The 26,380-nt window shown below is 64.0% G+C and carries 26 protein-coding genes and 2 tRNA genes; 17 read left to right on the plus strand and 11 right to left on the minus strand.

The window, feature by feature from the left end:
• Nucleotides 1–63 precede the first annotated feature (63 nt).
• The gene (locus ACTUWL_RS32440) at nt 64–1,131 is read left to right on the plus strand and encodes an ABC transporter substrate-binding protein (RefSeq protein ID WP_021079132.1); all 1,068 of its coding nucleotides are present in this window, start codon (nt 64–66) and stop codon (nt 1,129–1,131) included.
• 116 nt (nt 1,132–1,247) lie between these two features.
• Here ACTUWL_RS32440 and ACTUWL_RS32445 read toward each other — a convergent pair whose 3' ends face one another.
• A complete protein-coding gene (locus tag ACTUWL_RS32445) occupies nt 1,248–2,225 on the minus strand; it encodes a GlxA family transcriptional regulator (protein ID WP_021079133.1) in 978 nt (325 codons plus the stop codon).
• A 153-nt stretch (nt 2,226–2,378) separates the two neighbouring features.
• Between ACTUWL_RS32445 and ACTUWL_RS32450 the strand changes: the two genes are divergently transcribed.
• Nucleotides 2,379–2,642 carry a tautomerase family protein gene (locus ACTUWL_RS32450; protein ID WP_021079134.1) on the plus strand — a complete coding sequence of 88 codons (264 nt, stop codon included), beginning with the start codon at nt 2,379–2,381 and terminating at the stop codon, nt 2,640–2,642.
• 177 nt (nt 2,643–2,819) lie between these two features.
• Here the strand turns inward: ACTUWL_RS32450 and glnA are convergent, their stop codons facing one another.
• Both glnA and ACTUWL_RS32460 read right to left on the minus strand, forming a co-directional pair.
• The gene (gene glnA, locus ACTUWL_RS32455; RefSeq protein ID WP_021079135.1) at nt 2,820–4,229 is read right to left on the minus strand and encodes a type I glutamate--ammonia ligase; all 1,410 of its coding nucleotides are present in this window, start codon (nt 4,227–4,229) and stop codon (nt 2,820–2,822) included.
• A gap of 150 nt (nt 4,230–4,379) precedes the next feature.
• Nucleotides 4,380–4,718 carry a P-II family nitrogen regulator gene (locus ACTUWL_RS32460; RefSeq protein WP_011441447.1) on the minus strand — a complete coding sequence of 113 codons (339 nt, stop codon included), beginning with the start codon at nt 4,716–4,718 and terminating at the stop codon, nt 4,380–4,382.
• A gap of 354 nt (nt 4,719–5,072) precedes the next feature.
• On the opposite strand from ACTUWL_RS32460, the gene ACTUWL_RS32465 reads away from it, so the two are divergent.
• Together ACTUWL_RS32465 and ACTUWL_RS32470 are read left to right on the plus strand one after the other, a co-directional pair.
• On the plus strand, nt 5,073–6,572 hold the full coding sequence (locus tag ACTUWL_RS32465; RefSeq protein ID WP_021079136.1) for a bifunctional ADP-dependent NAD(P)H-hydrate dehydratase/NAD(P)H-hydrate epimerase: 1,500 nt from the start codon (nt 5,073–5,075) through the stop codon (nt 6,570–6,572).
• Nucleotides 6,550–7,011 (plus strand): GNAT family N-acetyltransferase, encoded by a 462-nt coding sequence (locus ACTUWL_RS32470; protein WP_035651527.1) that lies wholly within the window; start codon nt 6,550–6,552, stop codon nt 7,009–7,011. Before ACTUWL_RS32465 ends, ACTUWL_RS32470 begins: the two co-directional genes overlap by 23 nt.
• A gap of 57 nt (nt 7,012–7,068) precedes the next feature.
• Here the strand turns inward: ACTUWL_RS32470 and ACTUWL_RS32475 are convergent, their stop codons facing one another.
• Nucleotides 7,069–7,896 carry an oxidoreductase gene (locus tag ACTUWL_RS32475; protein ID WP_021079138.1) on the minus strand — a complete coding sequence of 276 codons (828 nt, stop codon included), beginning with the start codon at nt 7,894–7,896 and terminating at the stop codon, nt 7,069–7,071.
• 112 nt (nt 7,897–8,008) lie between these two features.
• Here ACTUWL_RS32475 and ACTUWL_RS32480 point away from each other — a divergent pair, with 112 nt between their 5' ends.
• A complete protein-coding gene (locus tag ACTUWL_RS32480; protein WP_021079139.1) occupies nt 8,009–8,974 on the plus strand; it encodes a LysR family transcriptional regulator in 966 nt (321 codons plus the stop codon).
• A 124-nt stretch (nt 8,975–9,098) separates the two neighbouring features.
• Here the strand turns inward: ACTUWL_RS32480 and ACTUWL_RS32485 are convergent, their stop codons facing one another.
• Complete coding sequence (locus ACTUWL_RS32485) at nt 9,099–9,440, minus strand: hypothetical protein (RefSeq protein WP_021079140.1); 342 nt, start codon at nt 9,438–9,440, stop codon at nt 9,099–9,101.
• A gap of 175 nt (nt 9,441–9,615) precedes the next feature.
• Here ACTUWL_RS32485 and ACTUWL_RS32490 point away from each other — a divergent pair, with 175 nt between their 5' ends.
• The 3 genes from ACTUWL_RS32490 (at nt 9,616) to ACTUWL_RS32500 (ending at nt 11,740) form a co-directional block, all read left to right on the plus strand.
• The gene (locus tag ACTUWL_RS32490; RefSeq protein WP_021079141.1) at nt 9,616–10,194 is read left to right on the plus strand and encodes a TetR/AcrR family transcriptional regulator; all 579 of its coding nucleotides are present in this window, start codon (nt 9,616–9,618) and stop codon (nt 10,192–10,194) included.
• A gap of 84 nt (nt 10,195–10,278) precedes the next feature.
• Entirely contained in the window at nt 10,279–11,391 is a 1,113-nt protein-coding gene (locus ACTUWL_RS32495) for an alkene reductase (RefSeq protein WP_021079142.1), read from the plus strand.
• Nucleotides 11,392–11,587: 196 nt separating this feature from the next.
• Nucleotides 11,588–11,740, plus strand: a complete 153-nt coding sequence (locus ACTUWL_RS32500) for a glutathione S-transferase (protein ID WP_021079143.1) — start codon at nt 11,588–11,590, stop codon at nt 11,738–11,740.
• Between the two features lie 111 nt (nt 11,741–11,851).
• On the opposite strand, the gene ACTUWL_RS32505 is transcribed toward ACTUWL_RS32500, so the two are convergent.
• The 3 genes from ACTUWL_RS32505 to ACTUWL_RS32515 are packed head-to-tail and all read right to left on the minus strand — an operon-like array spanning nt 11,852 to nt 15,276.
• Complete coding sequence (locus ACTUWL_RS32505; RefSeq protein WP_021079144.1) at nt 11,852–12,781, minus strand: hypothetical protein; 930 nt, start codon at nt 12,779–12,781, stop codon at nt 11,852–11,854.
• Between the two features lie 34 nt (nt 12,782–12,815).
• Nucleotides 12,816–13,901 carry an enolase C-terminal domain-like protein gene (locus ACTUWL_RS32510; protein WP_021079145.1) on the minus strand — a complete coding sequence of 362 codons (1,086 nt, stop codon included), beginning with the start codon at nt 13,899–13,901 and terminating at the stop codon, nt 12,816–12,818.
• 40 nt (nt 13,902–13,941) lie between these two features.
• On the minus strand, nt 13,942–15,276 hold the full coding sequence (locus tag ACTUWL_RS32515) for a multicopper oxidase family protein (RefSeq protein ID WP_021079146.1): 1,335 nt from the start codon (nt 15,274–15,276) through the stop codon (nt 13,942–13,944).
• 135 nt (nt 15,277–15,411) lie between these two features.
• Here ACTUWL_RS32515 and ACTUWL_RS32520 point away from each other — a divergent pair.
• The 5 genes from ACTUWL_RS32520 (at nt 15,412) to lon (ending at nt 22,370) form a co-directional block, all read left to right on the plus strand.
• Nucleotides 15,412–15,496, plus strand: a tRNA-Leu gene (locus ACTUWL_RS32520).
• A gap of 166 nt (nt 15,497–15,662) precedes the next feature.
• Nucleotides 15,663–17,021, plus strand: coding sequence for a trigger factor (tig, locus tag ACTUWL_RS32525; protein WP_021079147.1), 1,359 nt, complete (start codon nt 15,663–15,665; stop codon nt 17,019–17,021).
• Nucleotides 17,022–17,265: 244 nt separating this feature from the next.
• The gene (locus ACTUWL_RS32530) at nt 17,266–17,901 is read left to right on the plus strand and encodes an ATP-dependent Clp protease proteolytic subunit (RefSeq protein ID WP_021079148.1); all 636 of its coding nucleotides are present in this window, start codon (nt 17,266–17,268) and stop codon (nt 17,899–17,901) included.
• Between the two features lie 443 nt (nt 17,902–18,344).
• A complete protein-coding gene (gene clpX, locus ACTUWL_RS32535; RefSeq protein ID WP_018271869.1) occupies nt 18,345–19,619 on the plus strand; it encodes an ATP-dependent Clp protease ATP-binding subunit ClpX in 1,275 nt (424 codons plus the stop codon).
• A 321-nt stretch (nt 19,620–19,940) separates the two neighbouring features.
• Nucleotides 19,941–22,370, plus strand: a complete 2,430-nt coding sequence (gene lon / locus ACTUWL_RS32540; protein ID WP_021079149.1) for an endopeptidase La — start codon at nt 19,941–19,943, stop codon at nt 22,368–22,370.
• Nucleotides 22,371–22,447: 77 nt separating this feature from the next.
• Here lon and ACTUWL_RS32545 read toward each other — a convergent pair whose 3' ends face one another.
• Together ACTUWL_RS32545 and ACTUWL_RS32550 are read right to left on the minus strand one after the other, a co-directional pair.
• The gene (locus ACTUWL_RS32545) at nt 22,448–23,659 is read right to left on the minus strand and encodes an MFS transporter (protein WP_021079150.1); all 1,212 of its coding nucleotides are present in this window, start codon (nt 23,657–23,659) and stop codon (nt 22,448–22,450) included.
• Between the two features lies 1 nt (nt 23,660).
• Nucleotides 23,661–24,329: a GntR family transcriptional regulator gene (locus tag ACTUWL_RS32550; protein ID WP_021079151.1), complete on the minus strand. Its 669-nt coding sequence runs from the start codon at nt 24,327–24,329 to the stop codon at nt 23,661–23,663.
• A gap of 185 nt (nt 24,330–24,514) precedes the next feature.
• Between ACTUWL_RS32550 and ACTUWL_RS32555 the strand changes: the two genes are divergently transcribed.
• Complete coding sequence (locus ACTUWL_RS32555; RefSeq protein WP_021079152.1) at nt 24,515–24,919, plus strand: GFA family protein; 405 nt, start codon at nt 24,515–24,517, stop codon at nt 24,917–24,919.
• A 69-nt stretch (nt 24,920–24,988) separates the two neighbouring features.
• Nucleotides 24,989–25,065: transfer RNA gene (locus ACTUWL_RS32560), tRNA-Val, on the plus strand.
• Nucleotides 25,066–25,241: 176 nt separating this feature from the next.
• On the opposite strand, the gene ACTUWL_RS32565 is transcribed toward ACTUWL_RS32560, so the two are convergent.
• Complete coding sequence (locus ACTUWL_RS32565; RefSeq protein WP_021079153.1) at nt 25,242–25,490, minus strand: hypothetical protein; 249 nt, start codon at nt 25,488–25,490, stop codon at nt 25,242–25,244.
• Nucleotides 25,491–25,698: 208 nt separating this feature from the next.
• On the opposite strand from ACTUWL_RS32565, the gene ACTUWL_RS32570 reads away from it, so the two are divergent.
• Both ACTUWL_RS32570 and ACTUWL_RS32575 read left to right on the plus strand, forming a co-directional pair.
• On the plus strand, nt 25,699–25,983 hold the full coding sequence (locus tag ACTUWL_RS32570; RefSeq protein ID WP_021079154.1) for a hypothetical protein: 285 nt from the start codon (nt 25,699–25,701) through the stop codon (nt 25,981–25,983).
• A gap of 22 nt (nt 25,984–26,005) precedes the next feature.
• Nucleotides 26,006–26,311, plus strand: a complete 306-nt coding sequence (locus tag ACTUWL_RS32575) for a YciI family protein (RefSeq protein ID WP_021079155.1) — start codon at nt 26,006–26,008, stop codon at nt 26,309–26,311.
• Nucleotides 26,312–26,380 lie beyond the last annotated feature (69 nt).

Below are 26,380 nucleotides of genomic sequence, written 5' to 3' on the forward strand. Positions count from 1 at the left end.
ACGCGCTATGCTCCCTTGACAATCGAGCGGCCGGCCAACGGCCCGCTTTCAGGGAGTAGATGGATGCAGGACCGCAAATGGTCGCGACGCGACTGGCTCAAGCTGACGACGGCCACCGCCGCCGGGATGGTGTTCGCCGAACCGCTGCGGGCGGGGCCGCCGCCGGCTGAGGCCGTGACGCCGGAGCTGATCGCGGCGGCCAAGAAGGAAGGCAAAATCTCGTACTACAGCGCGCTCGAACTGAACACGGCGGAGCGCCTGGCGCGCGACTTCGAGCAGAAATATCCGGGGATCAGCGTCCGCGTCGAGCGCTCAGGCGCCGAACGCATCTTCCAGCGCATCGCCCAGGAGCAGGGCAGCGGCATCCACGCCGTCGATGTCGCCAACTCCACCGATCCCGCGCACTACCTCGACTGGAAGAAGAACGACTGGCTCGCGGCCTACGTGCCGGAATCCGTCGCAAAGCATTTTCCCGCCGACCAGATCGATCCCGACGGCACGTCGGCGACCTCCTGCGCCTGGTTCGAGGTGATCGGCTACAACACCGAGCAGGTAAAGCGCGAGGACGCGCCGAAGAGCTATGCCGACCTGCTCGATCCGAAATGGCGTGGCAAGATCGTCAAGGGGCACCCGGGCTACTCCGGCGCGATCCTGACCGCAACCTTCGTGCTGGCGCGCGATCTCGGCTGGCCGTACCTGGAGAAGCTGTCGCAGCAGCGGGTGATGCAGGTGCAGTCGGCCGCCGATCCGCCGAAGAAGATCCTGCTCGGCGAGCGCGCCGTCATGGCCGACGGCAACGACTACAACCTCGTGCTGGCCAAGGACCAGGGCAAGCCGGTCGAGGTGGTCTATCCGACCGAGGGCGCGCCGCTGATCATCGTGCCGAGCGGCATCTTCAAGAGCGCGCCGAACCCGAACGCGGCGCGGCTGTTCCAGAGCTATTTCTTCAGCGCCGAAACCCAGCAGATGCTGGCTGACGAATTCGCGCACCGCTCGTTCCACGCCGGGGTGAAGGAGAAGGCCGGCCACGTGCCGCTCGACAAGCTGAAGGTGCTCAGGGCCGATCCCGCCCAGGTGCAGGAGCAGAGCGAGGAGATCAAGGCGCGCTACGCGAAACTGTTTCGGGTGTAGGCGCGTCGCGGTCGGTAGGATGGGTAGAGCGGAGCGAAACCCATCATTTGCGCGTGGTTCGACATGATGGGTTTCACTCCGCTCTAACCATCCTACGCGCTCCTCATCCGACGCGGCTACGCCGCGCGAATTGATCGCTGCGCGCGGTAGGCTTGCGGCGACAGCAGCGTCAGCTTTCGGAAGGCTTTGCGGAAGCTGCTCTCGTCCTCATAGCCGGTGGCGCGGGCGATCGCCTTGATCGGTTGCGCCGTGGTCTCCAGCAGCGTGCGGGCGTGCTCGACGCGGCGTCGCGTGATGAAGGCTTGCGGCGGCTCGTGGGTCAATTCGCGGAAACGGCGGTTCAACGTGCGTTCGCTCAGGCCCAGCGCCTGCGCGAGGCCCCGCACCGTGATCGGCGCCTTGCCGGTGCGGCGAACCAGCATGTCCGCTTTCATCAGCAGCGGGTCCTGCGCGAGCATGTAGCCGAGCGGCATGAAGATCGCCTGGGTGCGTTGCGCGGTGTCGATCACGGCGTAGTCGGCGCAGACTTTCGCGACCTCGGCGCCTTCGACCAGCTCGATCAACCGCAGCAGCAGGTCGACCCATGACATCGGGCCGGCGGCACAGACCAGGCGATCGGCCTGGGTGATGACGGCGTCGCTGGCGAGGTCGATCCTGGGATGGCGGCGGCGGAGCTCGCTCTGCAGCCACCAGGTGATGGTGGCGCGGCGGCCGTCGAGCAGCCCGGCATTGGCGAGCAGCAGCACGCCGCTGCAGAAAGCGCCGATCAGCCGGCCGCTGGCATGCTGCTGGCGCAGCCAGGCGCCGGCACGGTCATATTGCGGTTGCAGGCGCTCGGCAGTGAGGTGATCGACCAGGCTGCCCGGCACGATGATTGCGTCGAATGCGGCCCGCTTGCTGATGGCACCGTCGACCGCAACGAGCTTTCCGCCGCCGGCGCGCACCGCCTTGCCGTCGAGCGAGAGCGTCTGCCAGCTGAAGCACGCCTTGCCGCCGCGCAGCGCCATCACATGGTTGCCGAGCGTGAGGATGTCGGCGATGCCGGCGACCGCCGATTGCATGCAGGCTTCCAGCGCGAGTATCGCAAGCTTCATGGGGACCTCCTGATGTTGCCGGCATCCTACCTGATCGGCGCGATCAGGCCATGGCGGATATTGCCCGATCTCTGTCTGATCGGCCACTGCCTCTTTGGGTCATGCAGGTCCACCTTCGCTGCGTTGTCACCACCTCAGCAATGGAGAGAGACCATGCCTTACGTCACCATTTCCACCGTCCGCGGCATCTTCGACGTCGCGCAGAAGAAGGCGCTGCTCGAGCGCGTCACCGATCTCATGGTCGAGGTCGAGGGCCAGGGCGACCCGGACTTCCGCCGCAACGTCTGGGTCAAGATCGAGGAGGGCGAGCCGGCGAGCTGGTCGCTCGGCGGCATGATGCCGACGCCGGACCTGATCGCGGGCAAGTTCGGCGCGCTCGATGCCGGGGGGCGGCGGGTCGCGAAGGCGAAGGTGTAAGCGAAGAAGAGGCGTTTTCGCCACATCGTCATTGCGAGCGAAGCGAAGCAATCCATCTCTCCGTATGCGCGGACGTATGGATTGCTTCGTCGCTTCGCTCCTCGCAATGACAGATGCCCCAAAAACAAAAGGCGCTTCCATCGGAAGCGCCTTTCGCGTGTGTTCAGTGCTGCTAGCTTACAGCGAGTAGTACATCTCGAACTCGACCGGGTGCGGGGTCATTTCGAAACGGGCGACCTCGGTCATCTTCAGTTCGATATAGGCGTCGATGAAGTCGTCGTCGAACACGCCGCCGTTCTTGAGGAATGCGCGATCCTTGTCGAGGCTCTCGAGCGCTTCGCGCAAGCTGCCGCAGACGGTCGGGATCTGCTTCAGTTCTTCCTTCGGCAGATCGTAGAGGTCCTTGTCCATCGCCGGGCCCGGATCGATCTTGTTCTTGATGCCGTCGAGGCCGGCCATCAGCATCGCGGCGAAGCCGAGATAGGGATTGGCCATCGGATCGGGGAAACGCACCTCGACGCGCTTGGCCTTCGGGTTCGCGGTGTAGGGGATGCGGCAGGATGCCGAACGGTTGCGCGCGGAGTAGGCGAGCAGCACCGGAGCTTCATAGCCCGGGACCAGACGCTTGTAGGAGTTGGTCGACGGGTTGGTGAAGGCGTTGATCGCCTTGGCGTGCTTGATGATGCCGCCGATGTAGTGCAGGCAGGTCTCCGACAGGTCGGCGTACTTGTTGCCGGCGAAGGTCGGCTTGCCGTCCTTCCAGATCGACTGGTGGACGTGCATGCCCGAGCCGTTATCGCCATAGACCGGCTTCGGCATGAAGGTGGCGGTCTTGCCGTAGATGTGCGCGACCTGGTGGATGCAGTACTTGTAGACCTGCATCTGGTCGGCCATCAGCGTCAGCGTGTCGAACTTCATGCCGAGCTCGTGCTGGGCGGAGGCGACCTCGTGGTGATGCTTCTCGACCTTGACGCCCATCTTGGCCATCGCGCCGAGCATCTCGGAGCGCATGTCCTGCACCGAGTCCTGCGGCGGCACCGGGAAGTAGCCGGCCTTGGTGCGGATGCGGTGACCGAGGTTGCCGCCCTCATATTCGGTCGAGGAGTTGATCGGCAGCTCGGAGGAGTCGAGGCGGAAGCCGGTGTTGTAGGGGTCGGCCGAATAGCGCACGTCGTCGAACACGAAGAACTCGGCCTCGGGGCCGACGAATACGGTGTCGCCCACGCCCATCGACTTCACCATCGCCTCGGCCTTCTTGGCGATGCCGCGGGGATCGCGGTTGTAGGGCTCGCCGGTGGTCGGCTCGAGCACGTCGCAGGTGATGACCATGGTGGTCTCGGCGAAGAACGGGTCGATCGTCGCGGTGACCGGGTCGGGCATCAGGCACATGTCGGATTCATTGATCGCCTTCCAGCCGGCGATCGACGATCCGTCGAACATCGTGCCCTCGGCGAAGATGTCGTCATCGATCATGCTGACGTCGAAGGTCACGTGCTGCCACTTGCCGCGCGGATCGGTGAAGCGCAGGTCGACGTATTTGACGTCGTTGTCCTTGATCGATTTCAGGACGTCTTTGGCGGTCTTCATGAATACCCCTTATGGATGTGCGGGTGTGTTTCCGGCGGTGGGCGACGTTATTCCCGCTTTTGGCGGGTTCGTGTGACTACTCAAACGAAATCAGGCTGCCGAAGCAGCCTTTTTTCTCTTTTGCGTCAGAAATTCCGGATAGCACCGCCCTTAAATAGCGTCCAGCCCGGATTCGCCGGTCCGGATGCGGATGGCCTCCTCGATGTTGGAGACGAAGATCTTTCCGTCGCCGATCCGTCCGGTCTGGGCGGCGCGCCGGATCGCGTCGATCGCCTTCTCGACCAGATCGTCGCCGATCACGATCTCGATCTTTACCTTGGGCAGGAAGTCGACGATGTATTCCGCACCGCGATACAGTTCGGCATGGCCCTTCTGGCGGCCAAATCCCTTGGCCTCGGTTACGGTGATGCCTTGCAGTCCGACTTCCTGGAGCGCTTCTTTCACCTCGTCGAGCTTGAAGGGCTTGATGATGGCTTCAATCTTCTTCACTGAGCGCCTCCCGGGCATTGCAGATTGCAGGGTCAAGTTCGATGCGCGTGGGGCGCAGTCTGGTTGGTCTTAAGCCTTCCGGCGGCTAGCCGGAAGCACGCGCAATGGTCGCATCGGGCGGCCTTGTGCGCGGCTTCCTCAAAAGCAGGGTCTATGCCAAGTTGTTAAGGTCCCCGATTTCGGAATGTTATCAGCCTTTTAACAGGCAATCGGCTGATATCGAACCAAGTGGGCTATGATAGCTAAGCCTAACAAATAGGCAAATAGATCAATCCATATGCAGACGGCCAGTAGAAACCCCGCGAACGTTACAGGAATTGCCTCTCGAAAAGGCGAAGCGATTGAGGATTCGGCATGGACGTTCTGACCACCACCGAGATGGAGCGTGCCGATCGGCTGACCATCGCAGCCGGCACGCCGGGCTTCGCGTTGATGATGAGCGCCGGCCAGGCCGTCGCTGAAGCCGCGATGGACCTGGTCGAGGAGGGGCCGATCGTCGTGGTCGCCGGCCGCGGCAACAATGGCGGCGATGGCTTTGTCGCCGCCGCCGAGCTCGCCGCGCGCGGCCGCGAGGTCTCGGTGATCCTGCTTTGCGAGCGCGACAGCCTGCAGGGCGATGCGGCGCTGGCGGCGAAGGGCTGGAAATATCCGGTGCTGCCGTTCAACCCGCAGGCGCTCGGCAAGCCGGCGCTGATCATCGACGCGCTGTTCGGCGCCGGGCTCAATCGCCCGGTGAAGGGCGACCCGCTGGAGATGATCGATGCGATCAACGCCAGCGGTACGCCGGTGCTGGCGGTCGATCTGCCGAGCGGCATCAACGGCACATCGGGCGCTGTCATGGGGGCCGCCGTGCAGGCGACCGAAACCGTCACCTTCTTCCGCAAGAAGCCCGCGCATCTGCTGCTGCCGGGCCGAATGTATTGCGGTCGGGTGCGCGTAGCCGATATCGGCATCGACGCGCAGGTGCTCGACGAGATCAAGCCGCTGATCGCGGAGAACCTGCCGCAGGCCTGGCGCTGGTCGTTTCCGGTGCCGCGGATCGACGGCCACAAATATGCGAGGGGGCATGCCGTCGTGGTCTCCGGCGATCTCGCCTCGACCGGTGCGGCGCGGCTTGCCGCGCGCGCCGCACTGCGCGCTGGAGCCGGCCTCGTGACGCTGGCCTCGCCGCGCGATGCGCTTGCCGTCAACGCGGCGGCGTTGACCGCGGTGATGGTGCGCGCGGTCGATAACCCGATCCAGTTCGCCGAGTTGCTCGACGACAAGCGCCTCAATGCCTGCGTGATCGGCCCCGGCGCCGGCGTCAGCGCGCGCACCCGCGACTTCGTTCACACCGCGCTCTCGGCGCGGCGGCATCTGGTGCTCGACGCCGACGCCCTGACCAGCTTTGCCGGTTCGCCGGACCGGCTGTTCGAGGCGATCAAGGCGGCCGAAGGGCTCGGCGTGGTGCTGACCCCGCATGAGGGCGAGTTTCCGCGGCTGTTCAGCGATATCTCCAACAAGCATCCCGGCCGCTCCAAGCTCGAGCGGGTGCGCGCGGCGGCCGAGCGCTCCGGCGCGGTGGTGCTGCTGAAGGGCGCCGACACGGTGATCGCATCTCCGGATGGGCGCGCCACCATCGCCGCCAACGCGCCGCCCTGGCTTGCCACCGCCGGCGCCGGCGACGTGCTCGCCGGCATCATTGCGGGCTTCCTGGCGCAGGGCGTCGCCGCTTTCGAGGCGGCCAGCATCGGCGTGTGGCTGCACGGCGAAGGCGCCGGCGAGGCGGGGCCCGGCCTGATCGCGGAGGATTTGACCGAGGTGCTGCCTGCGGTGTTCCGCCGTCTCTATGATGAGTTCGGGATTGAGTATTAGGCGGCTCGCGCTTGCGGACATGGACGCCGCCGCGCGCGTGCATCGTGCGTCGTTCGATCACGCACTGCCCTGGCTCGTCGGCCTGCACACGCCCGACGAAGACCGCTGGTTCTATCGAGAGCAGATGTTTGCGGCCTGCACATTGTGGGGCGCGTTCGATGGCGAGACGATGTCTGGCGTGATCGCGTTCCGCGACGATTGGATCGAGCAGCTCTACGTGCTGCCGGATGCACAGGGCCGCGGCATCGGCGGCGCGCTGCTTGCGATCGCGCAGCAAGCCGTCGACCGGCTGCAACTCTGGACCTTCCAGCGCAACGCACGGGCGCGAAGCTTCTACGAGGCGCGCAGCTTTGTCGTCGTCGAGCGGACCGATGGCAGCCGCAACGAGGAGAAGGAACCGGACGTGCGCTATCTCTGGACGCGAGTAGCCGCGAGCTAGTTTCAAGAGGGGCCGGTCCGCCTTGCTATGACGGACCGCCGCGGCGACTGGTGCTGCTCAGGCAATGTCGGTGGAGAGCGAGACGCTCTTCCACGCAGCGAATTCGGCCTGCAGCAGCTTCATCTTGTCCTCGACCAGCCGCACCGCATCGCTGCCGAGCAGCAGGTGCGCCGGCGGATCGGCCGACAGTGCGAGTTTTAGCATGGCCTGCGCGGCCTTCTGGGGATCGCCAACCTGCCGGCCGCTCATTTCCAGGCGGCGTTTGCGGATCGGGTCAATGAGAGCGTCATAGTCTGCGATCGATCGTTCCGCCCGTACCATCGATCGCCCAGCCCAGTCGGTGCGGAAGCTGCCGGGCTCGACCGCCGTGACCTTGATGCCGAGGTCATTGACCTCCTTGCCGAGGGTTTCGGAGATCCCTTCCAGCGCGAACTTGCTGCCGTGATAGTAGCCGAGACCGGGCATCGTGATGAACCCGCCCATCGACGTGACGTTGAGGATATGCCCGGCGCGGCGTTTGCGCATGAAGGGCAGCACCGCCTGGATCATCGCCACCGCGCCGAAGACGTTGACCTCGAACTGGCGTCGCAGATCGTCGATCGATGATTCCTCCAGGATGCCCTCGTGACCATAGCCGGCATTGTTCACCAGAACGCCGATCGCGCCGATCGTGCGCTCGACGTCGGCGACGGCGGGCGCGATGGCCCCGAAGTCGGTCACATCAAGGATTACCGCGTGCACGCCTTCGCCGAGCGCCTCGAACTTCTGCTTGTCGTTCTCGTTGCGCACGGTGCCGACGACGGTATGGCCATCGCTCAATGCTGCCTCGGCCAACGCGCGGCCGAAGCCGGACGAAACGCCCGTGATGAGGAATGTCTTTGGCATAGGGAATGTCCTTTGTTCAGGTTGCCGATCCAGATTGCGGGCTCGATATAGTCGACTTGATTAGTGCAATAATCAGCATAAAGTGGCATGACCTGATGCAGGTAATCGTACAATGCAGCATGCTGGCCTTTTCGAGCTGAACGCGGTCGTCGCGATCTCGACGCATCGCAGCTTTCGCGCCGCCGCGACCGAGCTCGGCATTTCGCCCTCGGCGCTCAGTCATGCGATCGCCGCGCTGGAGAAGAAGCTGGGCGTGCGTCTCATCAACCGGACGACACGCAGCGTCGCGCTGTCGGAGGCGGGCGAGCGCTTCCTCGCCAGGGTCAGTCCCGCGCTGCGCGAGATTGCCGGCGCCATGGAGGACGTGAACGAGTTCCGCGACACTCCCGCAGGAACGCTGCGCATCAACCTGAAGGAGCGCGCCGCGCACCAGATCCTCCGTCCCGTCGTCGCAAAGTTTCTGCGGCACTATCCCGACATGAACGTCGAATTGACGCTGGAGGGCCGGCCCATCGATATCGTCGCGGAGGGCTTTGATGCCGGCATCCGGCTGGCTGAAGCCGTGCCGCAAGACATGGTCGCGATTCCCTGCGGCCCGGACACGCGCTTCATCGTCGTTGGCGCGCCCGGCTATTTCGCGCGCGCGTTGGTGCCGCGGTCTCCGCTTGATCTGCTCACCCATGAATGCATTCGCAGGCGGATGCCCAGCGGCAAGATCTATCACTGGGAATTCGAGAAGCGCGGCGGCGAGCAGATGGCGGTGGATGTCCCGGGCAGGCTGACCCTCGACAATGACGCCTTGATGGTCGAATCCGCGGTCGAAGGCCTGGGACTGGCGTTCATCAGTGATTTCTGGGTCACGGGACATCTCGCCGCCGGAACGTTACGATCCGTGCTGGACGACTGGACGCCGCCATTCCCCGGCTTGCGCCTCTATTATCCGCGGCATCGGCACATGACGGCCGGGCTCCGAGCTTTCGTCGACATGATACGGGCGGAGACGAAGTTGGCCGCCAAGGGGGGCGGGGTTCACGCAGACCCGGCCAAGCGACCGCACGATCGTCGCAAACGGGTTTGAACTGCCCGACGCCCGTACTAGAGCGCGTCAGGGCGAGCCGTACGTGACGATCTATCGCGCGATTGTTGCTGAGGACGTCGGCGCTGCGCTCAGCTGCGCGCGTTTGGCGACAACGCAGGCCGATTCATTCCGCGGCTGAAATCAGCGGGGACTGGTTCACGCGCGTCTCGCCCTTCAGATTGTCGACGGTGACGTACGTGTCGTACCAGGTCAGCCGCGGCCGGGCTCCGAAGCGTTCGGTGAGCTCGGCGATCTTGGCCTCGGTAAACCATGCCTCGGCTGCCTCCCGGCTCTCCCACAAATAGACGCCGCCGGTGCCGGCTTCTCCGTTGAGATAGTCTTTGCGGATCAGCCCCTTTGTTGCGAGGTTTCGATAAATGGGGGCGGTGCCCATGCCGCCCTTGATGGCCTGTTCTTCAGTTCGCTTCGGAAGGTCGAATTGAACGACGACGATACACTGTGCCATCCCGGTTCTCCGATCTGAGTCTACGCGGTGTCAGGTTCGCTCGGCGGCACGCCGATCTGGTCGAACAATACAGTATGCAGCCCGCGCTTGTCCCGATCTACGCAGAGTGCGCCCGGTGGAGTAGCGCTTGACATTTAAGACGACCGGTCATATTGGTCGTTCAGGAGATCAGAGCATGGCGAGGCCGAGCGTCCGGGAACAATTGATCGAGGCGGGGTTGCAGACCCTGCACCGCCATGGCTTCAACGGCACCGGAGTTCAGGACATCACGGTTGCCGCCGGGGTGCCGAAGGGATCGTTCTACAATCACTTCGAGAGCAAGGAAGCTTTGGCGCTGGAGGCGCTGGAGCGGTATTGGCAGAACGGCGCCGCTCGGCGCGTACAGCTAAGCGACACAAGTGTCGACCCTGTGGAGCGGCTTCGTCGCTTCTTTCGTGGCTTGTCGGACCTCGCCATCCGTCAGAATTTCCAAACGGGATGCATGATCGGGAACTTCAGTGCAGAGCTCTCTGTGCAGAGCAACGAGGTCCGCGATCGTCTCGCCGAGATCTACGCCGCCTGGAGCCGCGCGATCGAATCCTGCGTGCGCGAGGCCGAGAAAGCCGGCCGCGTCCAGCCGCGTCTGCCCGCCGCCACCATTGCGACATTCCTGGTCAATGCCTGGGAGGGCGCTGTGCTCAGGTCCAAGGTCGAACAGGACAAGTCGCCGTTCGATCAGTTCGAGCGCTTGGTATTCGCAAGCATCTTCGCCTGAGCCGTCGAGAGCCAAAGGTACCAAAGAGCCACCGGCATCAACTTGTTTTGCGACTAAGATGACCGGTCATATTGGAGAGAGAAAATGAAGCTTTCAACTTCGTTCCAGCTTGGAGCCTTTCGGCTCGCGCACCGTGTTGTGATGCCGCCGTTGACCAGGATGCGATCAGCCAACGGCGTGCCGTCGCCGCTCGCCGCGACCTATTACGGTCAGCGCGCGACCGAAGGCGGGCTGATCATCGCCGAAGCGACCCAGATTTCCCAGCAAGGGCAGGGCTATCCGCGGACGCCGGGAATCTACACGGAGGACCAGATCGCGGGTTGGCGCACCGTCGTCGACGCAGTCAAGGAGCGAGGCGGAGTGATCTTCCTGCAGCTGTGGCACGTGGGAAGGATTTCGCACTCCTCGTTTCAAAAGGACGGAGCCGTTCCTGTCGCGCCGTCTGCGATCCGGCCGGCAGGCAATGCTTTCAAGAGCGATTTTCAGCGCGCGCCTTATGAGACGCCCCGCGCGCTCGAGTTGAGCGAAATCGTGCAGATTGTCGCCGACTACCGCAAGGCCGCGGAGAACGCCAAGCGGGCCGGGTTCGACGGCATCGAGATTCATGCCGCCAACGGTTATCTGCTTCAGCAATTTCTGGAGGACAAGACCAATCACCGCACCGACCGCTATGGCGGCTCGATCGAGAACCGCGCCCGTCTGCTGTTTGAAGTCCTCGATGCAGTCTCGGACGTGTGGCCGGCCGATCGCATCGGCGTTCGGCTGTCGCCGTTCAGCAGCGTCGGCGATGTCGCGGACAGTGACCCGATGTCTCTGTACACGCACGTCATCAAGCAACTGGCCGCACGTCAGATCGGCTTCCTGCATTTGATCGAGGCTCGGGTGCGCGCCGGTCTGGTGGATCAGACCGACGACGCAGCACCGCAATCCGTCGCTACGCTGTTGCGCCCGTTGTTTCCCGGGCCGTTCATTGTGTCGGGAGGCTTCACCGCCGAGACCGCCGAGGAGGCGCTCGCCGCGGGCACGGCAGACCTCGTCGCGTTCGGGCGTGCCTTCATCGCCAATCCCGATCTGCCGAGGCGTCTCGCGCTCGGCGCGCCGCTCAACGCGCCGGATCGATCGACATTCTACGGCGGCGCCGAGCGCGGCTACACCGACTATCCGAGCCTCGATGAGGTCGGCGCATTCAGCGCCTGAGCCGGGAAAGGCACGAGAGCGATGGACGCGGTGACACGGACCAGTTTCGCCCAAATGATAGCGGCGTTGGAGCATCAGGGATGAACAGGGCAAGAGCTGGGTCTCGTTCGACGATTACGCCGTCTCGCTGGTCGACGAACGCGAAAAGTTCGCGCATGAGCGCGCGCTTCGGCGTCGGCGGCGAGGGAGAGCGACGATGAAGCTCTACGGGTTCGGGCCGGCGGCGAGCGCCCAGCGCGTTCGGGTCTTCTTGGCCGAAAAGGGGCTCGATGTCCCGACCGAACAATTGAACGTGCGCGACGACGATCAGTTCGCCGCAGCGTTCACGGCGATGAACCCGTTCCACTGAAGCGGAGAGAAAACGGCCGAAACAGCCCAACGCAACTCTGACCGGCCGATACTCTTGCAGTGCGAGAAACGTCGCGCGATCACACGCGGCCTGCCGGCTGGAACTGCTTGATCAATTGCGCACGAAATAGAGCGGCGTCCGCAGCGTCAGCTGATAGGACGGCTTCGGCACCCATATGATTTGAGCCGTGACTCCGAACAGGCGATTGTCGTTGTCGTCCATCCGATCGAGATCGAGCCGGAGAATCGGCTGGGTGAACGACCGAACCGGCGTGAAGGACAGGAACTGTGCGCCGCCGAAATATTGCACGCCGGCGCGGCCGGTGAATTTCCAGTTGCTCGGCCACTGATAGTAGCCGCCGACATAGCCGATGATGTTTGGATGGATTCGGGCGAGCGCGGTCGCCACCTCGACGCGGGTATCCTGGATACCCGCCAGCATGCCCCGCGTGGCGTCCGCGTCGAAGGCGTAGTCGAACTCGAGAACGTTGTTGAAGGTCGTCGTCCCGGTCGGCCCGTTCGGGATCGCCTGGGTGATTGTCGATTGCCAGGTGATGGTCGGGATCGAGCCGCCTTTCTGGCTGTAGAGATCTGCCTGAAACCCGACGTTCCAGCTGGTGACATCGAACGCCGACCAGCCCTGCGCGGGTCCGTAGGTGGTCGTGCCGGAGACGCCGGCATAGAGCGAGACGGTATCGCTGACATCCACCGTCAACGGGAGATCGACAGCGAGGGATTGCCGGGATGGCAGGGATACGCTGGTCGGAAGCGTGCCGCCATTGGCAAGCGCAAGCGACTGGAGCGCGCTAAACAGCGCCGGACTGCCGAAGCCGACCGGCAACGCGCCGGCCGGCACGGTTGCGTAACTTGTTCGCAGATCGAGATAGATGTTAGGCGTCGCGTCTGCCGGAGCGCCGCTGTCGTCGTTGCGATCCTTGCCGAACGCGGCTCCGCTGAAGCACAAGCCGATCAGACAGGCCGCGACAAGCCTCGGAAGGAAGAGGCGCAATGCGACGGTTGAGCGGCGAGGGAAAACTGGCACGGCCTCCGGGCTCCTCCTCGTTTACAGTCAGGCGCTAGCTCACCAGGTACTTCGCCACCGCCGGCTCGTTCCATTCGATGCCAAGCCCGGGACCGCGCGCGGTCACGGCGCCGTCGACGATCTCGGCGGACCTTGCCAGGATCGCGCCGGCGAAGTCGAGGAATTCGAGCCAGTGCGCGGTCGGCGTCACTGCGAGCAGGTGCGCGCTGACTTCGGCGAACAGGTGGCTCGACATCGGGATCGACGCCGCGTCGGCTTGCCCTGCGACCTGCATCCAGCCGGTGACGCCGCCGACCTTCATCACGTCGGGCATGATGAAGTCGGAAGCGCCGGCCGCGATCGCCTCGGCGAAGCCGCGCGGGAACCACCAATTCTCGCCGGCCTGGATCGGCGTCGGCGAGGTCTCGCGGACTTTTGCGTGGCCGGCCAGGCTCTCCTGCGGCACCGGCTCCTCGATCCAGTGCAGGTCGTAGGGCGCCAGGCGTGCGATGCGGCGGGTCGCTTCGGCCGGATCGAGCGACTGGTTGAAATCGATCATCAGAGCGATGTCGGGGCCGAGCAGGGCGCGCACGCCTTTCACGACGCGTTCGTCATTGGCGGCATCACCGTCGCCACCCTTGATCTTGATGCCGCGAAAGCCCTGGTCGAGCGAGCGGCGCAGCGCGCGCTCATCAGTGACGGGATCGACCGCGCCGTAGCTGTCATAGGTCTTGATCGGCTTCGCCGAGCCGCCGAGCAGTTCGACCAGCGGCCGGCCGGCAAGCTGGGCGAGCACGTCCCAATAGGCCATGTCGAGACCGGACACCGCCATGCCGACCAGGCCCTGCCAGCCCAGCAGCCGAAACTTGGCATCCATCGCCTTCATCAGATCGAACGGCGCGACCGGCTTGCCGATCACCTCGCGGCCGATCTCCTCGATCAGATAACAAAGCGGGTGAAGTGTGAGCTTGCTGTAGGCGAAGATGTAGGTGCGGCCGGTAACGCCTTGATCGGTCTCGACATCGATCAGGACCAGCGGGCCGGAATCGATCACGCCGAAGGCAGTCCTCACAGGACGCTTGAGGGGCACCACGACACCTCGCGCCTTTACTCCGCGGATCGCTGCAACTGTCTGGCTCATGGATGTCCCCTGCGCGTTTCCCGGAAGTTTCCTTCCCTTGTTATTGGACACTGTACCATCGGATGAGCCGCGGCGCGGCCCAATCGGCCGCAACCTGTTCGATCAAATAGCGGCCGGGATATTCGGCGAGGAAGGCGATGCGCTGGGTCTCGCCTGGTTCGACCGCGAGCGTGTCGAGCCAGAACGGCTTCCAGCCGTCGTCGAGTCGGTCGAGCAGGCGGAAGTGATGGCCGTGCAGATGAAAGACGCTCGCGATCGCGCTGCGGTTGGTCAGCGCCAGCACGACCGTCCGGCCGGCCTTGGCTTGAAAAGCCGGGGCCGCCGACGGCTTGAAATCCGCCGGGCGGAACCACTCGGTTGGCGCGCCGAGCGCCAATTCGAATCGGGCGGCACTCCTGAGGTCGAGCTGGGCGGGCATGTCGTTGCCCGGCAGCGGCGGAGCGGGAGGGAACGGCGCCGCCCGGATCGGGGCTTCGTTCGAGACGATGAGCTTGCCGACCGGGCGGCCCTGCTTGCCGTCGTGCAACAGGATCGGGAAACTGGTTCCGGCCGGACCGGCCGTATCGACGAAGACGTCGGTTCGGCTTCCCGGAGCCAGTATCAGCGCACCGTTGCGCGCCGAGAATGGTTCGGCTGGCTGGCCGTCGATCGCCATCACCCTGACGTCGAGGGTCTCCAGCTTGACCGCCAGCACGCTGCGTGGGCTGCCATTGATAAAGCGGAGTCTGAGCCGGGCGTTGGCCGGTGCCGAGACTTCGTGCGAAGTCTTGCCGTTAATCGTATGAATTAACGTCGAATCTTTCGGCTCGGATCCGGGCGACACCGCGGTTCCGTCGGGTTGCAGGCGCCACTCCTCGATCAGCAAGACCTCGTCACGATCCACCGCGACGGGCGAGGTGCCGGTCACGATCAACGGGCGCGGGCGAGCCGGCATGGTTGTGCCATCGCCGAGCAGCGGCTCGCACAGGAAGGTACCGGCATGCCGGAGCGGGAGCTGGAAGCTATCCTTGGCCCCGGTGGCAAGCGGTGTCCGGGAGGCCAGTGGCTCCGCGGCCGGGACTCCGTCAAGCCCGCGGCAATCGAGCGCGGCGGCGACCGGCAGCTCGTTGCCAAACGTCACATCGAGCACCTCGCCGCGCCTGAAGCGGAGGTCGTGGCTGCCCAGCGACCAGACGGGGGTGTCCGGCCCGTTAGGGCGAAGCGCGATTCGATCGATCCTAGCCTGCAGCGCGACCGCTGTCCGGCCTTGCCCCGAGACCGTGGCCGGCCAAGCGGGGCAAAGCGCCGCGGCGCCGAGGGCGGCCATCAGGTCGCGCCGGCTGAGCCAAAATTCAGGACTTGCTGTGGGCCTTGCCATCCGGCCGATGCGGACCATTTTCAAGCGTACCTGTCCAGTCGCGATCGGTCGCAGGGCGGGCTCTCCCGCGGCCATTTTTTTGCTGCGAACCGGTGGGCGCATGTTATAAGCCCGGCCGCCCGCGGCATCGCGGCCGGACTGGATGCTTTTCGCGCGGGCGTGGCGGAACTGGTAGACGCGCTGGATTTAGGTTCCAGTGACGAAAGTTGTGGGGGTTCGAGTCCCTCCGCCCGCACCAAGCGCTTACAGCGTTTGCATGACGAATTCTTGGAGAACCTTGGACCTCTCGGGGGACGAGGGTTCGCCGAACCCACAGACGTCAGGCCGCAAGGCTCAAGCGTCGAACAGATTGAACACTGCCACGGCCGCTCGGGCCGCGGCAAAAGCGGAAGAAGATTGATACCATGCAGGTCACCGAGACCCTCAACGAGGGACTGAAGCACGAATTCAAGATCAGCGTTCCGGCATCCGATCTCGATGCCAAGGCGGGCGCCAAGCTGGTCGACCTCAAGGACAAGGTCCGTCTCAACGGCTTCCGTCCCGGCAAGGTGCCGGTCGCGCATCTGAAGAAGATCTACGGCCGCTCGGTCATGGCCGAGACCATCGACCAGACCATCAGCGACACCAACCGGCAGTTGTTCGAAGATCGCGGCTTCCGGCTTGCCGGCGAGCCGAAGATCACGATGCCGACCGAGAAGGACCAGGTCGACGAGCTGCTCTCGGGCAAGACCGACCTGACCTACACGGTTGCGATCGAGGTCGTGCCGCCGATCCAGCTCGCCGATTTCAAGTCGTTCTCGGTCGAGAAGCCGGTGGTCGATGTCTCAGACGCCGACGTCGACGACGCCATCAAGCGGATCGCCGAGGGCAGCCGCCCGTACAGCGCCAAGACCGAAGGTGCAGCGGAGAAGGACGACCGTGTCACCATCAGCTTCAAGGGCACCATCAACGGTGAGGCCTTCGAGGGCGGCACCGGCGAGGGCATCCAGGTCGTGATCGGTGCCGGCCAGTTCATTCCGGGCTTCGAGGAGCAGCTGATCGGCATCGGCACGGGCGAGACCCGCACGCTGAAGGTCTCGTTCCCGAAGAACTACCTCAACGACAAGCTCGCCGGCCAGCCGGCCGAGTTCGAGACTACAGCGACGCTGATCGAGGTGCCCGGTGAGGCCACGATCGACGACGAGTTCGCCAAGACGCTCGGCCTCGAGTCGCTCGACAAGCTGAAGGAAGCCGCGCGCGAGCGCCTGACCGCCGAATTCGCCGGCGCGACCCGGCAGAAGGTCAAGCGCGCGCTGCTCGACCGGCTCGACGAGAGCCACAAATTCGAGGCGCCGCCGTCGCTTGTCGCCGAAGAGTTCAACCTGATGTGGAACTCGATCAAGGCCGAGATGGACTCGACCGGCAAGACCTTCGCCGACGAGAACACCACCGAGGATGCGGCCAAGGAAGAGTACCAGAAGATCGCCGACCGCCGCGTCCGCCTCGGCCTCGTGCTGTCGGAGATCGGCGAGAAGAACAAGATCACCGTGACCGACGATGAGGTCTCGCGCGCCGTGATTGAGCGCGCGCGCCAGATGCCCGGCCGCGAGAAGGAAGTCTGGGATTACTACCGCAGCAACGCCCAGGCGCTGGCCCAGCTCCGCGCCCCGATCTATGAGGACAAGGTCGTCGACTTCGTGCTGGAGCTCGCCAACGTGACCGAGAAGAAGGTCACCAAGGATGAGCTGTTCAAGGATGAAGACGGCGAGAAAACTGCCGCCTGATTCCGGCACCTCGCGTTAATGATGAACCGCGAAAGCGCGCCCGGCGAGGATCCCCTCGCTAGGCGTGCCGCCGCGAATCGGCTTGAACGTCTGCGACCTGCCCAGTTGGCTAGTGTCGGCCTTGTCGGCCGGAAATTGGCCCATATCTGGTTTAAGCCTTGAGCCGGCCAGCCTCGAGCCAGTAGTCTTGAGCGAGCTAGTTCTGGGCAGAGTTATGCACCACCCCTAACCCCTGGGTTCTTTCATGCGCGATCCCGTTGAAACCTACATGAATCTCGTGCCGATGGTCGTCGAGCAGACCAATCGCGGCGAACGCGCCTACGACATTTTCTCGCGCCTTTTGAAAGAGCGCATCATCTTCGTCACCGGTCCGGTGGAAGACGGCATGTCGACCTTGATCGTCGCGCAGCTGCTGTTCCTCGAGGCCGAGAATCCGAAGAAGGAAATCTCGATGTACATCAACTCGCCGGGTGGCGTGGTGACGTCGGGCCTTGCGATCTACGACACGATGCAGTTCATCCGCCCGCCGGTCTCGACGCTGTGCACCGGGCAGGCCGCCTCGATGGGCTCGCTGCTGCTGGCGGCCGGCGAGAAGGACATGCGCTTCACGCTGCCGAACTCCCGCATCATGGTGCACCAGCCCTCCGGCGGCTTCCAGGGCCAGGCCACCGACATCATGCTGCACGCACAGGAGATCCTGAATCTCAAGAAGCGCCTCAACGAGATCTACGTGAAGCACACCGGCCAGACCTACAAGGCGATCGAGGACGCGCTCGAGCGCGACAAGTTCCTCACCGCCGAAGACGCCAAGGCGTTCGGCCTCGTCGACAAGGTGATCGACAAGCGTCCGGAAGATCCGTCGGCCGCCAAGGCCGCCTGATCTGGCCGGCCTCCCGGGGGCGCCGATGTGATCTCCACATTGGCGCCTCACATAGCCGGCAAAAGCAGGACGAGCGGAGTACCCCGCAAGTGCCTACGCTCGGGCGGCAAGTTCCGCTTTCGTGCTCATTAGGCGGCGTGGTAATCCCGCAACGTTCCGTGGATTTCGATGCGTATTCCACGTGCGATCGTGGAAAATCACGGTATTGTCACGGTCTTGAGCAGGCCATCCGATTAGCGAATTCTTGATAGTCGGGTGCCAGCATGGTTGGCTGTAGTGCATCGGCTATGATCGCGGAGATTCGAATAAACCGTGATTGCAACGGTCAGTATTGCGTAGGGTCTTTTTTGGTACGGAATTTGCTCTATCTACCCAAGACCCCGGTTTTGTGCCGGATTGGGTCGATCTGGCAAACAAGATCGAACGGCGGACGGAGATAATGAATGAGTAAGGTCGGCACGAGCGACGCCAAGAACACGCTATACTGCTCGTTCTGCGGCAAGAGCCAGCATGAAGTTCGCAAGCTGATTGCCGGACCGACTGTCTTCATTTGCGACGAGTGTGTCGAACTCTGCATGGACATCATCCGTGAGGAGAACAAATCCTCGCTGGTGAAGTCGCGCGACGGCATCCCGACGCCGAAGGAAATCTGCAAGGTCCTGGACGACTACGTGATCGGCCAGAGCCATGCCAAGAAGGTGCTGTCGGTTGCCGTCCACAACCACTACAAGCGGCTTAACCATCAGACCAAGCACAACGACGTCGAACTGGCGAAGTCGAACATTCTGCTGATCGGTCCGACCGGTTCGGGCAAGACGCTGCTCGCGCAGACGCTGGCCCGCATCCTCGACGTGCCGTTCACCATGGCCGATGCGACGACGCTGACCGAAGCCGGCTATGTCGGCGAGGACGTCGAGAACATCATCCTGAAGCTGCTGCAGGCCGCCGACTACAATGTCGAGCGCGCGCAGCGCGGCATCGTCTACATCGACGAAATCGACAAGATCAGCCGCAAGTCGGACAATCCCTCGATCACCCGCGACGTATCAGGCGAGGGCGTCCAGCAGGCGCTGCTGAAGATCATGGAAGGCACGGTGGCCTCGGTCCCGCCGCAGGGCGGCCGCAAGCATCCGCAGCAGGAGTTCCTGCAGGTGGATACCACCAACATCCTGTTCATCTGCGGCGGTGCGTTCTCGGGCCTCGAGAAGATCATCTCCGCGCGCGGCCGTTCGACCTCGATCGGCTTCGCGGCGCAGGTGCTCGCGCCGGAGGATCGCCGTACCGGCGAGATTTTCCGTCACGTCGAGCCGGAAGACCTGCTGAAGTATGGCCTGATCCCGGAATTCGTCGGCCGTCTGCCTGTCGTGGCGACGCTGGAAGACCTCGACGAGACCTCGCTGAAGAAGATCCTGACCGATCCGAAGAACGCTCTGGTGAAGCAGTACCAGCGGCTGTTCGAGATGGAGAACATCGAGCTGACCTTCGCCGACGAGGCGCTTGGCGCGGTCGCCCGCAAGGCGATCGAGCGCAAGACCGGTGCGCGCGGCCTGCGGTCGATCCTGGAGAGCATCCTGCTCGAGACCATGTTCGACCTCCCGGGCCTGGAAGGTGTCGAGGAAGTCGTGATCTCGCGCGAAGTCGTCGAGGGCACGGCGCGTCCGCTCTACATCTACGCGGACCGTTCCGATCGCGCCGTCGAGAGCAGCGCGAGCGCCTGAAGGCGCGCATTCGACCTGTCACAAATGCACGGCTGCCGGGCGATCCGGCGGCCGTCGCTGCGCAGCAGCAGCGATGATTTTGGCATTGCAGTAAATGCCTGTTTAGCCTGAATTTCCGGGCACTTCTCAGACTTGACACCCCCCGGCCTGATAGCCACCTAATGCTATCGGTGAAGGATCTCATGCGCTGAGATTCGTCGCTTTACGATGCGGAATAGGCGGCTGCTGACGGCAATCTCGTTCCGGATCACCAAGGCACCTTGTGGCGGTTGCGCAAGCAGGCGGACTGCGAGCAAGGGGGCAAAACAAAAGGATAAGGCCATGACGACCTCAAAACCCCGGCCAACGATCGTCCACGGCGAAAGCCATTCCTATCCGGTGCTGCCGCTCCGCGACATCGTCGTCTTCCCACACATGATCGTGCCTCTCTTCGTCGGTCGCGAGAAATCGATCCGCGCGCTCGAAGAGGTGATGAAGAACGACGCGTTGATCATGCTCGCGACGCAGAAGAACGCGTCCGATGATGATCCGGCGCCCGATTCAATTTACGAGACCGGTACGCTCGCCAGCGTCCTGCAGCTGCTGAAGCTGCCCGACGGCACCGTCAAGGTGCTGGTCGAGGGCCTCGAGCGCGCGCGCGTCGAAAAGTATTCCGACCGCAGCGAATATTACGAGGCGACCGCGGTCGCGCTCGCCGACACGGATGCCAACTCGGTCGAAGCCGAGGCGCTGGCGCGATCGGTCGTGTCCGACTTCGAAAGCTATGTGAAGCTGAACAAGAAGATCTCCGCCGAAGTCGTCGGCGTGGTCCAGGCGATCACCGATTTCGCCAAGCTCGGCGATACCGTTGCCTCGCATCTCGCGGTCAAGATTGCCGATCGACAGGCGATACTGGAGACGTTGTCCGTCACGCAGCGCCTGGAGAAGGTGCTGGGCCTGATGGAGAGCGAGATCTCGGTTCTGCAGGTCGAGAAGCGCATCCGCTCGCGCGTCAAGCGCCAGATGGAGAAGACCCAGCGCGAATATTACCTGAACGAGCAGATGAAGGCGATCCAGAAGGAGCTCGGCGACGACGAAGGTCGCGACGAGCTGGCCGATCTGGAGGAGAAGATCTCCAAGACCAAGCTCTCCAAGGAAGCACGCGAGAAGGCCCAGCACGAGCTGAAGAAGCTGCGCCAGATGTCGCCGATGTCCGCGGAAGCGACCGTGGTGCGCAACTATCTGGATTGGCTGCTGTCGATCCCGTGGGGCAAGAAGTCCAAGGTCAAGAAGGACCTCGAGGCCGCGCAGGCGGTGCTGGACTCCGACCACTACGGGCTCGAGAAGGTCAAGGACCGCATCGTCGAGTATCTCGCGGTGCAGTCGCGCGCCAACAAGCTGACCGGACCGATCCTGTGCCTTGTCGGACCTCCCGGCGTCGGCAAGACCTCGCTCGGCAAGTCGATCGCGAAGGCGACCGGCCGCGAATTCGTGCGCGTGTCGCTCGGCGGCGTGCGTGACGAAGCGGAGATTCGCGGTCATCGCCGCACCTATATCGGCTCGATGCCCGGCAAGATCATCCAGTCGATGCGGAAGGCGAAGACCTCGAATCCGCTGTTCCTGCTGGACGAGATCGACAAGATGGGCGCCGATTTCCGCGGCGATCCGTCGTCGGCGCTGCTTGAGGTCCTGGACCCCGAGCAGAACTCGACCTTCAACGACCACTATTTGGAGGTCGATTACGACCTGTCCAACGTGATGTTCATCACGACGGCGAATACGCTGAATATTCCCGGCCCGCTGATGGACCGCATGGAGATCATCCGGATCGCCGGTTACACGGAGAACGAGAAGGTCGAGATCGCGCGCAAGCATCTGATCCCGAGCGCGCTCTCCAAGCACGGTCTGGACTCCAAGGAATGGTCGATCGACGACGCGGCCTTGCTGCTGATGATCCGCCGCTACACCCGCGAAGCGGGCGTGCGTAACCTGGAGCGTGAGCTCTCCACACTCGCCCGCAAGGCGGTGAAGGAGCTGATGATCTCCAAGAAGAAGTCGGTGAAGGTCACCGAGGCGAATATCGAAGAGTTCCTCGGCGTTCCGAAGTATCGCTTCGGCGAGATCGACGACGAGGATCAGGTCGGTATCGTCACCGGTCTGGCCTGGACCGATGTCGGCGGCGAGCTGTTGACCATCGAAGGCGTCATGATGCCCGGCAAGGGCAAGATGACGGTCACGGGCAATCTGCGCGACGTGATGAAGGAATCGATCTCGGCGGCGGCGTCCTACGTCCGCTCGCGCGCGATCACCTACGGCATCGAGCCGCCGATGTTCGACCGGCGCGACATCCACGTTCACGTGCCGGAGGGCGCAACCCCGAAGGACGGTCCGTCCGCCGGTGTCGCGATGGCCACCGCGATCATCTCGGTCATGACCGGCATCCCGGTCCGCCACGATGTCGCGATGACCGGCGAGATCACGCTGCGCGGTCGCGTGCTGCCGATCGGCGGTCTGAAGGAGAAGCTCCTGGCTGCCGCGCGCGGCGGCATCAAGACGGTGCTGATCCCGGAGGACAACGCCAAGGATCTCACGGAGATTTCCGATGCGATCAAGGGCGGCATGGAGATCATCCCGGTCTCGCGGCTGGATGAGGTGATCGCCAAGGCGCTGGTCCGCGTGCCGGCACCGATCGTCTGGGAAGAGGAGGCCAGCAAGGTCGACGTCAAGCCCGATGCTTCGGATGAAGCCTCCGGCGGCCTGACGGCGCACTGAAGCAAGCCACGATTGAAATAGAAAACGGCGCCTTCGGGCGCCGTTTTGTTTGGTCATCACGAGGAGGCGGCAGGCGACTACTCTTTCTTCTCGACGACGAGATTGCCGAGCGCTCCGAGCGCCATCAGCACGCTGGTGCCGAGGAACACGGCGCGCATGCCGATATGGCCGCCGATGAATCCGCCGGCCAGAGGGCCGATCACCTGGCCGGCATATTGCGCCGAGATCGAATAGCCGAGCATGCTGCCGGTGACGGCATCAGGCACGTTGTGCCGGATCACGCTGGCGATGCAGGGCAAGAGGCCGCCGAGCGCGAGCCCCATCAAGAAGCGCAGCAGGATCAGCTGCCAGCCGCTGACCACGAAGGCCTGCGGGATCAGCAGCAGCGCCGAGACGGCCAGACAGATGGTGATGATGCGCCAATGGCCGACGCGATCGGCGAGCTTGCCGAGGTGCGATGACGACAACAGGCTGCCGAACGCCGCTGCCGACATCACGAGTCCCGCGACGAACGTCACCTGCGGTGCCTCGACCAGTTGCGCCACATAGACCGTGATGATCGGCTCGATCGACATGTTGGCGATCATCAGCAGCAGGCCCGTTCCCCACATCGCAATGATGGGGCGCTTGTCCGGAACCAGCGACCAGCCGCCACGCGCCTTGCTGCCTTTCGCTTTCTTCGGGCGCGCCTCCTCGCGGATCAGAAAAGTGGTGCCGAGGAAGGTGATGAAGATGACGCTGCCGATCAGGAAGAAGGTCGCGCGGATGCCGATCAGGTTGGGCAGGACGCCGCCGATCAAGGGCCCGACCAAGCTCCCGGCCATGATGCCGGCCGACAGCACGCCGATCGCCCAGCCAGAGCGAGCTTTCGGCGTCTGCGCCGCGACCAGCACGGTCGAGCCCGAGGCGTAGCCGCCGAGCAGGCCGGCCAATAGCCGCAGGCCGACCAGCTCGTACACGTTGTGCGCCATGCCGATCAGCGACATCGCGATCGCCATGCCGAGGCTGGCGCGGATCAGCATCAGCTTGCGGCCGTAGCGGTCCGCCAGCCGTCCCCACAGCGGCGCCGTCAACGCCGCGCTGAGGAAGGTGGCACCATAGGCGACGCCGGACCATTGCACGATCGCGGCGTGATCGCTCACGCCGAGCTGCTCGACATAGAGCGGCAGGAACGGCAGCAGCAGCGTCATTCCCACGATGGTCGTGAACGAGCCGAACACGCAGACAATCAGGTTGCGTCTCCAGGGCCCCGCATCGAGGGCCGCTTCGCGATCGACTTCCATGTTCATGTCAGCGCAAACCGATCACAGCGAAGCCGCGCGCCCGCAGGCCGCGGCGATCCTCGTTGAGCGAACGCAGCAGGCGGTCGCGGGTCGCGGTGATGTGGGCGGCGGCCTCTCGCGCGGCAGAATCCGGATCGTCGGCCTTGATGAAGCCGAGGATGCGCCGGTGCTCGCGCCAGGCCTGCTCGCGCGACGGTTCGGTCCACACTTCGAGCCAGCGTGCCCGCGACAGCCGCGTCATGGCGCCGGCGATCGCCTTCACGATGAAGGGATTGCCGGAGAGTCGCGCGATCTCGACATGGAAATCGGTGCCGACACGGTGCCATTCCTCGCGCGGCGCGCCGGACTGGCAGGCATCCAGCATCTCTTCGACGCCGGCGATATCGGCCGCGCTTGCCCGCGCACAGGCGAGGCGGACGGCCGTCGTCTCCAGTGGGATCCGGAACTCGGCCAGCGCCTCCAGCTCGCCGAGGTCGATCGGCGCGACGATCCAGTTGCGGCCGTCACGGCGGACCAGCTCCTCGCCTTCGAGCCGCACCAGCGCGGCACGGATCGGCGTGCGCGATCCCTGGAACCGGCTCTCCAGCCAGCGTTCGGTCAGCCGCTCGCCGGGGCCGAGGTCGAAGGACAGGATCATCTCCCGGAGCTGGTCGTGAATCTGGAGCATCTGCGACATGGCGCCGTCCCTCGGTTACCGTGGTTAGGTATCCCAGATTGGTATCCCAAACAATCCAGATTTGGGATACCGGCATTGTCCCGGTTGGGCACTGCATCGCGTCGCGGCGTCTTGCAGGCTGCAATTGGGCAAACGACCTGTTGGGCGACCGCCTTGTTGCACGACGCCGAATTGGGAGAACGTGGATGCGGATCGACGGGCAATGCCATTGCGGGGCCGTGACCTATCAAGCCGAGATCGATCCCGAACGGGTGTCGATCTGCCACTGCACGGATTGCCAGGCGCTGACCGGCTCGCCTTATCGCGTCACGGTGATCTGTGCTGCCGAGCAGGTCCGGCTGACCCATGGCGCGCCGAAAGTGTACGGCAAACGCGGCGATAACGGCCGGGTCCGCTTCCAGCATTTTTGCGGCGATTGCGGTTCCCCCTTGTTCACGAGCGGCGAGCACGGCGGACCCGACGACTGGGGCATCCGTTGGGGCAGCATTCGCCAGCGCGGCGAATTGACCCCGCGACGCCAGGTCTGGTGCCGCTCCGCCGCCCCCTGGGTCAATGATCTCAGCGGATTGCCGACGCGGCCCAAGGAGTGAAGCTGACGGATTGGGGTTTTGCGACCTTGCGCCTCGGGGGTAGGCGAGGCTAAAGAGGCGCGCAGGTAAGGGCGGCTAGCTCAGCTGGTTAGAGCATCTCGTTTACACCGAGAGGGTCGGGAGTTCGAATCTCTCGCCGCCTACCAGCCTTCGCACCTCACGGGCTACGGCTGGGCAAGCCAGCCTTTGTGGATGCAATTGCCGCTTGCGCAGTGGCGCAGGGCGAAGGCGGACTCGATCGGCAACTCTCAGACGAAGCCTGTTCAGGCTTTTCCGATGGGGTAGGGAATTCGCCGGCGCTCCAGACAGAACGGATCCGGTCCTATGGTTGAAGCATCCTGATTGTCGAGATCGGCCACTTCCCGATGTGCCCTGCGATCGAGACGCGCAACCCGTGCGACTCGTCCAGAAACACGCCTTCGACAGTTCCCGCAGTCCCGTCGGTGAGAACTGCAGCCCTTCCGACCAGTTCGGCCTCCGCTTGCACATGCTCGCGCAGGATGATGGTGGCGCGGCGTTTCACGAACTGCAAAGCGGCCTCTGGTTGAAGAGCCTTACGTAGCAAGGCCATTGCGCAGCCCTCTGTGAGCGCGTTGAGAGTGCGCGATCCCGACCGTGGGGCAGTAGATGGGGTGGCCGGGACCGCGCTTGCTCCGCGCTGGCTGGTCAAATGTCATTCGTTGGCCGATGGCGCGAAAGGTGCCGAAAGTCACGTGCGCGGGTTTGATGCCGGCCTTGCTGCGATGCTATTCTCTTCGCCTAACCTGGGAACTTGATGCATGCGCAAAATCGCCGCGATCCTACTCCTCACCATGATTGGCGGACCTGCACTGGCGCAATCGGACCATGTTCCGCGCTATCGCGAAGAGGTCGAGAAGTCGCCGGCCGATGCAGCCAATGAGGCGCGGCAGCAGCGCGCCTATCAGCGCGCGCTGAGCGGTGTGCCGGACCGGAAGCCGACCGACCCCTGGGGTATTGCGCGCCCCAATGACGGCCAGGACGCTGCCAAGGCGAATGCCACCAAGACAAAGCCAGCCAAACCCACGAACGCAGCCGCCAAATAGCCAGCGAGCGCGGACCAGGTCGATGAAATACTACGTCTGCAGATTGACCGGACCGCGTCCGACTTTTCCGCAAGACATGACGCCGCAGGAAGCCGCCATCATGCAGGCGCACGTCGCCTATTGCGGCGAATTGCTGCAGGCCGGCAAGGCGCTGATCTTCGGGCCGGTCGCAGATCCCGGAGGCGTCTGGGGATTGGGCGTGCTGCAACTCTCCGATGATGCCGATCCGCAGGAGATCGTCGCCAACGATCCCGTCACCAAGGCCAACGCCGGATTCACCTATCAGGTCACGCCCATGTTGCGCGCCGCGACGCGTGAGACCTGCTAAGGCATGATCCGGAAAAGTGCGAAGCGGTTTTCCGACAAAGATCATGCCCGAACACGAGACACGAGACGC

Source organism: Bradyrhizobium sp. WCU1, assembly GCF_053474805.1.

What these genes read in the sequence shown, in the direction of transcription:
- ACTUWL_RS32440 (WP_021079132.1), top strand. Translation starts at nt 64, where the DNA reads ATGCAGGACCGCAAATGGTCGCGACGCGACTGGCTCAAGCTGACGACG.
- ACTUWL_RS32445 (WP_021079133.1), bottom strand. Translation starts at nt 2,225, where the DNA reads ATGAAGCTTGCGATACTCGCGCTGGAAGCCTGCATGCAATCGGCGGTC.
- ACTUWL_RS32450 (WP_021079134.1), top strand. Translation starts at nt 2,379, where the DNA reads ATGCCTTACGTCACCATTTCCACCGTCCGCGGCATCTTCGACGTCGCG.
- glnA (WP_021079135.1), bottom strand. Translation starts at nt 4,229, where the DNA reads ATGAAGACCGCCAAAGACGTCCTGAAATCGATCAAGGACAACGACGTC.
- ACTUWL_RS32465 (WP_021079136.1), top strand. Translation starts at nt 5,073, where the DNA reads ATGGACGTTCTGACCACCACCGAGATGGAGCGTGCCGATCGGCTGACC.
- ACTUWL_RS32470 (WP_035651527.1), top strand. Translation starts at nt 6,550, where the DNA reads ATGAGTTCGGGATTGAGTATTAGGCGGCTCGCGCTTGCGGACATGGAC.
- ACTUWL_RS32475 (WP_021079138.1), bottom strand. Translation starts at nt 7,896, where the DNA reads ATGCCAAAGACATTCCTCATCACGGGCGTTTCGTCCGGCTTCGGCCGC.
- ACTUWL_RS32480 (WP_021079139.1), top strand. Translation starts at nt 8,009, where the DNA reads ATGCAGCATGCTGGCCTTTTCGAGCTGAACGCGGTCGTCGCGATCTCG.
- ACTUWL_RS32485 (WP_021079140.1), bottom strand. Translation starts at nt 9,440, where the DNA reads ATGGCACAGTGTATCGTCGTCGTTCAATTCGACCTTCCGAAGCGAACT.
- ACTUWL_RS32490 (WP_021079141.1), top strand. Translation starts at nt 9,616, where the DNA reads ATGGCGAGGCCGAGCGTCCGGGAACAATTGATCGAGGCGGGGTTGCAG.
- ACTUWL_RS32495 (WP_021079142.1), top strand. Translation starts at nt 10,279, where the DNA reads ATGAAGCTTTCAACTTCGTTCCAGCTTGGAGCCTTTCGGCTCGCGCAC.
- ACTUWL_RS32500 (WP_021079143.1), top strand. Translation starts at nt 11,588, where the DNA reads ATGAAGCTCTACGGGTTCGGGCCGGCGGCGAGCGCCCAGCGCGTTCGG.
- ACTUWL_RS32510 (WP_021079145.1), bottom strand. Translation starts at nt 13,901, where the DNA reads ATGAGCCAGACAGTTGCAGCGATCCGCGGAGTAAAGGCGCGAGGTGTC.
- ACTUWL_RS32515 (WP_021079146.1), bottom strand. Translation starts at nt 15,276, where the DNA reads ATGGTCCGCATCGGCCGGATGGCAAGGCCCACAGCAAGTCCTGAATTT.
- tig (WP_021079147.1), top strand. Translation starts at nt 15,663, where the DNA reads ATGCAGGTCACCGAGACCCTCAACGAGGGACTGAAGCACGAATTCAAG.
- ACTUWL_RS32530 (WP_021079148.1), top strand. Translation starts at nt 17,266, where the DNA reads ATGCGCGATCCCGTTGAAACCTACATGAATCTCGTGCCGATGGTCGTC.
- clpX (WP_018271869.1), top strand. Translation starts at nt 18,345, where the DNA reads ATGAGTAAGGTCGGCACGAGCGACGCCAAGAACACGCTATACTGCTCG.
- lon (WP_021079149.1), top strand. Translation starts at nt 19,941, where the DNA reads ATGACGACCTCAAAACCCCGGCCAACGATCGTCCACGGCGAAAGCCAT.
- ACTUWL_RS32545 (WP_021079150.1), bottom strand. Translation starts at nt 23,659, where the DNA reads ATGAACATGGAAGTCGATCGCGAAGCGGCCCTCGATGCGGGGCCCTGG.
- ACTUWL_RS32550 (WP_021079151.1), bottom strand. Translation starts at nt 24,329, where the DNA reads ATGTCGCAGATGCTCCAGATTCACGACCAGCTCCGGGAGATGATCCTG.
- ACTUWL_RS32555 (WP_021079152.1), top strand. Translation starts at nt 24,515, where the DNA reads ATGCGGATCGACGGGCAATGCCATTGCGGGGCCGTGACCTATCAAGCC.
- ACTUWL_RS32565 (WP_021079153.1), bottom strand. Translation starts at nt 25,490, where the DNA reads ATGGCCTTGCTACGTAAGGCTCTTCAACCAGAGGCCGCTTTGCAGTTC.
- ACTUWL_RS32570 (WP_021079154.1), top strand. Translation starts at nt 25,699, where the DNA reads ATGCGCAAAATCGCCGCGATCCTACTCCTCACCATGATTGGCGGACCT.
- ACTUWL_RS32575 (WP_021079155.1), top strand. Translation starts at nt 26,006, where the DNA reads ATGAAATACTACGTCTGCAGATTGACCGGACCGCGTCCGACTTTTCCG.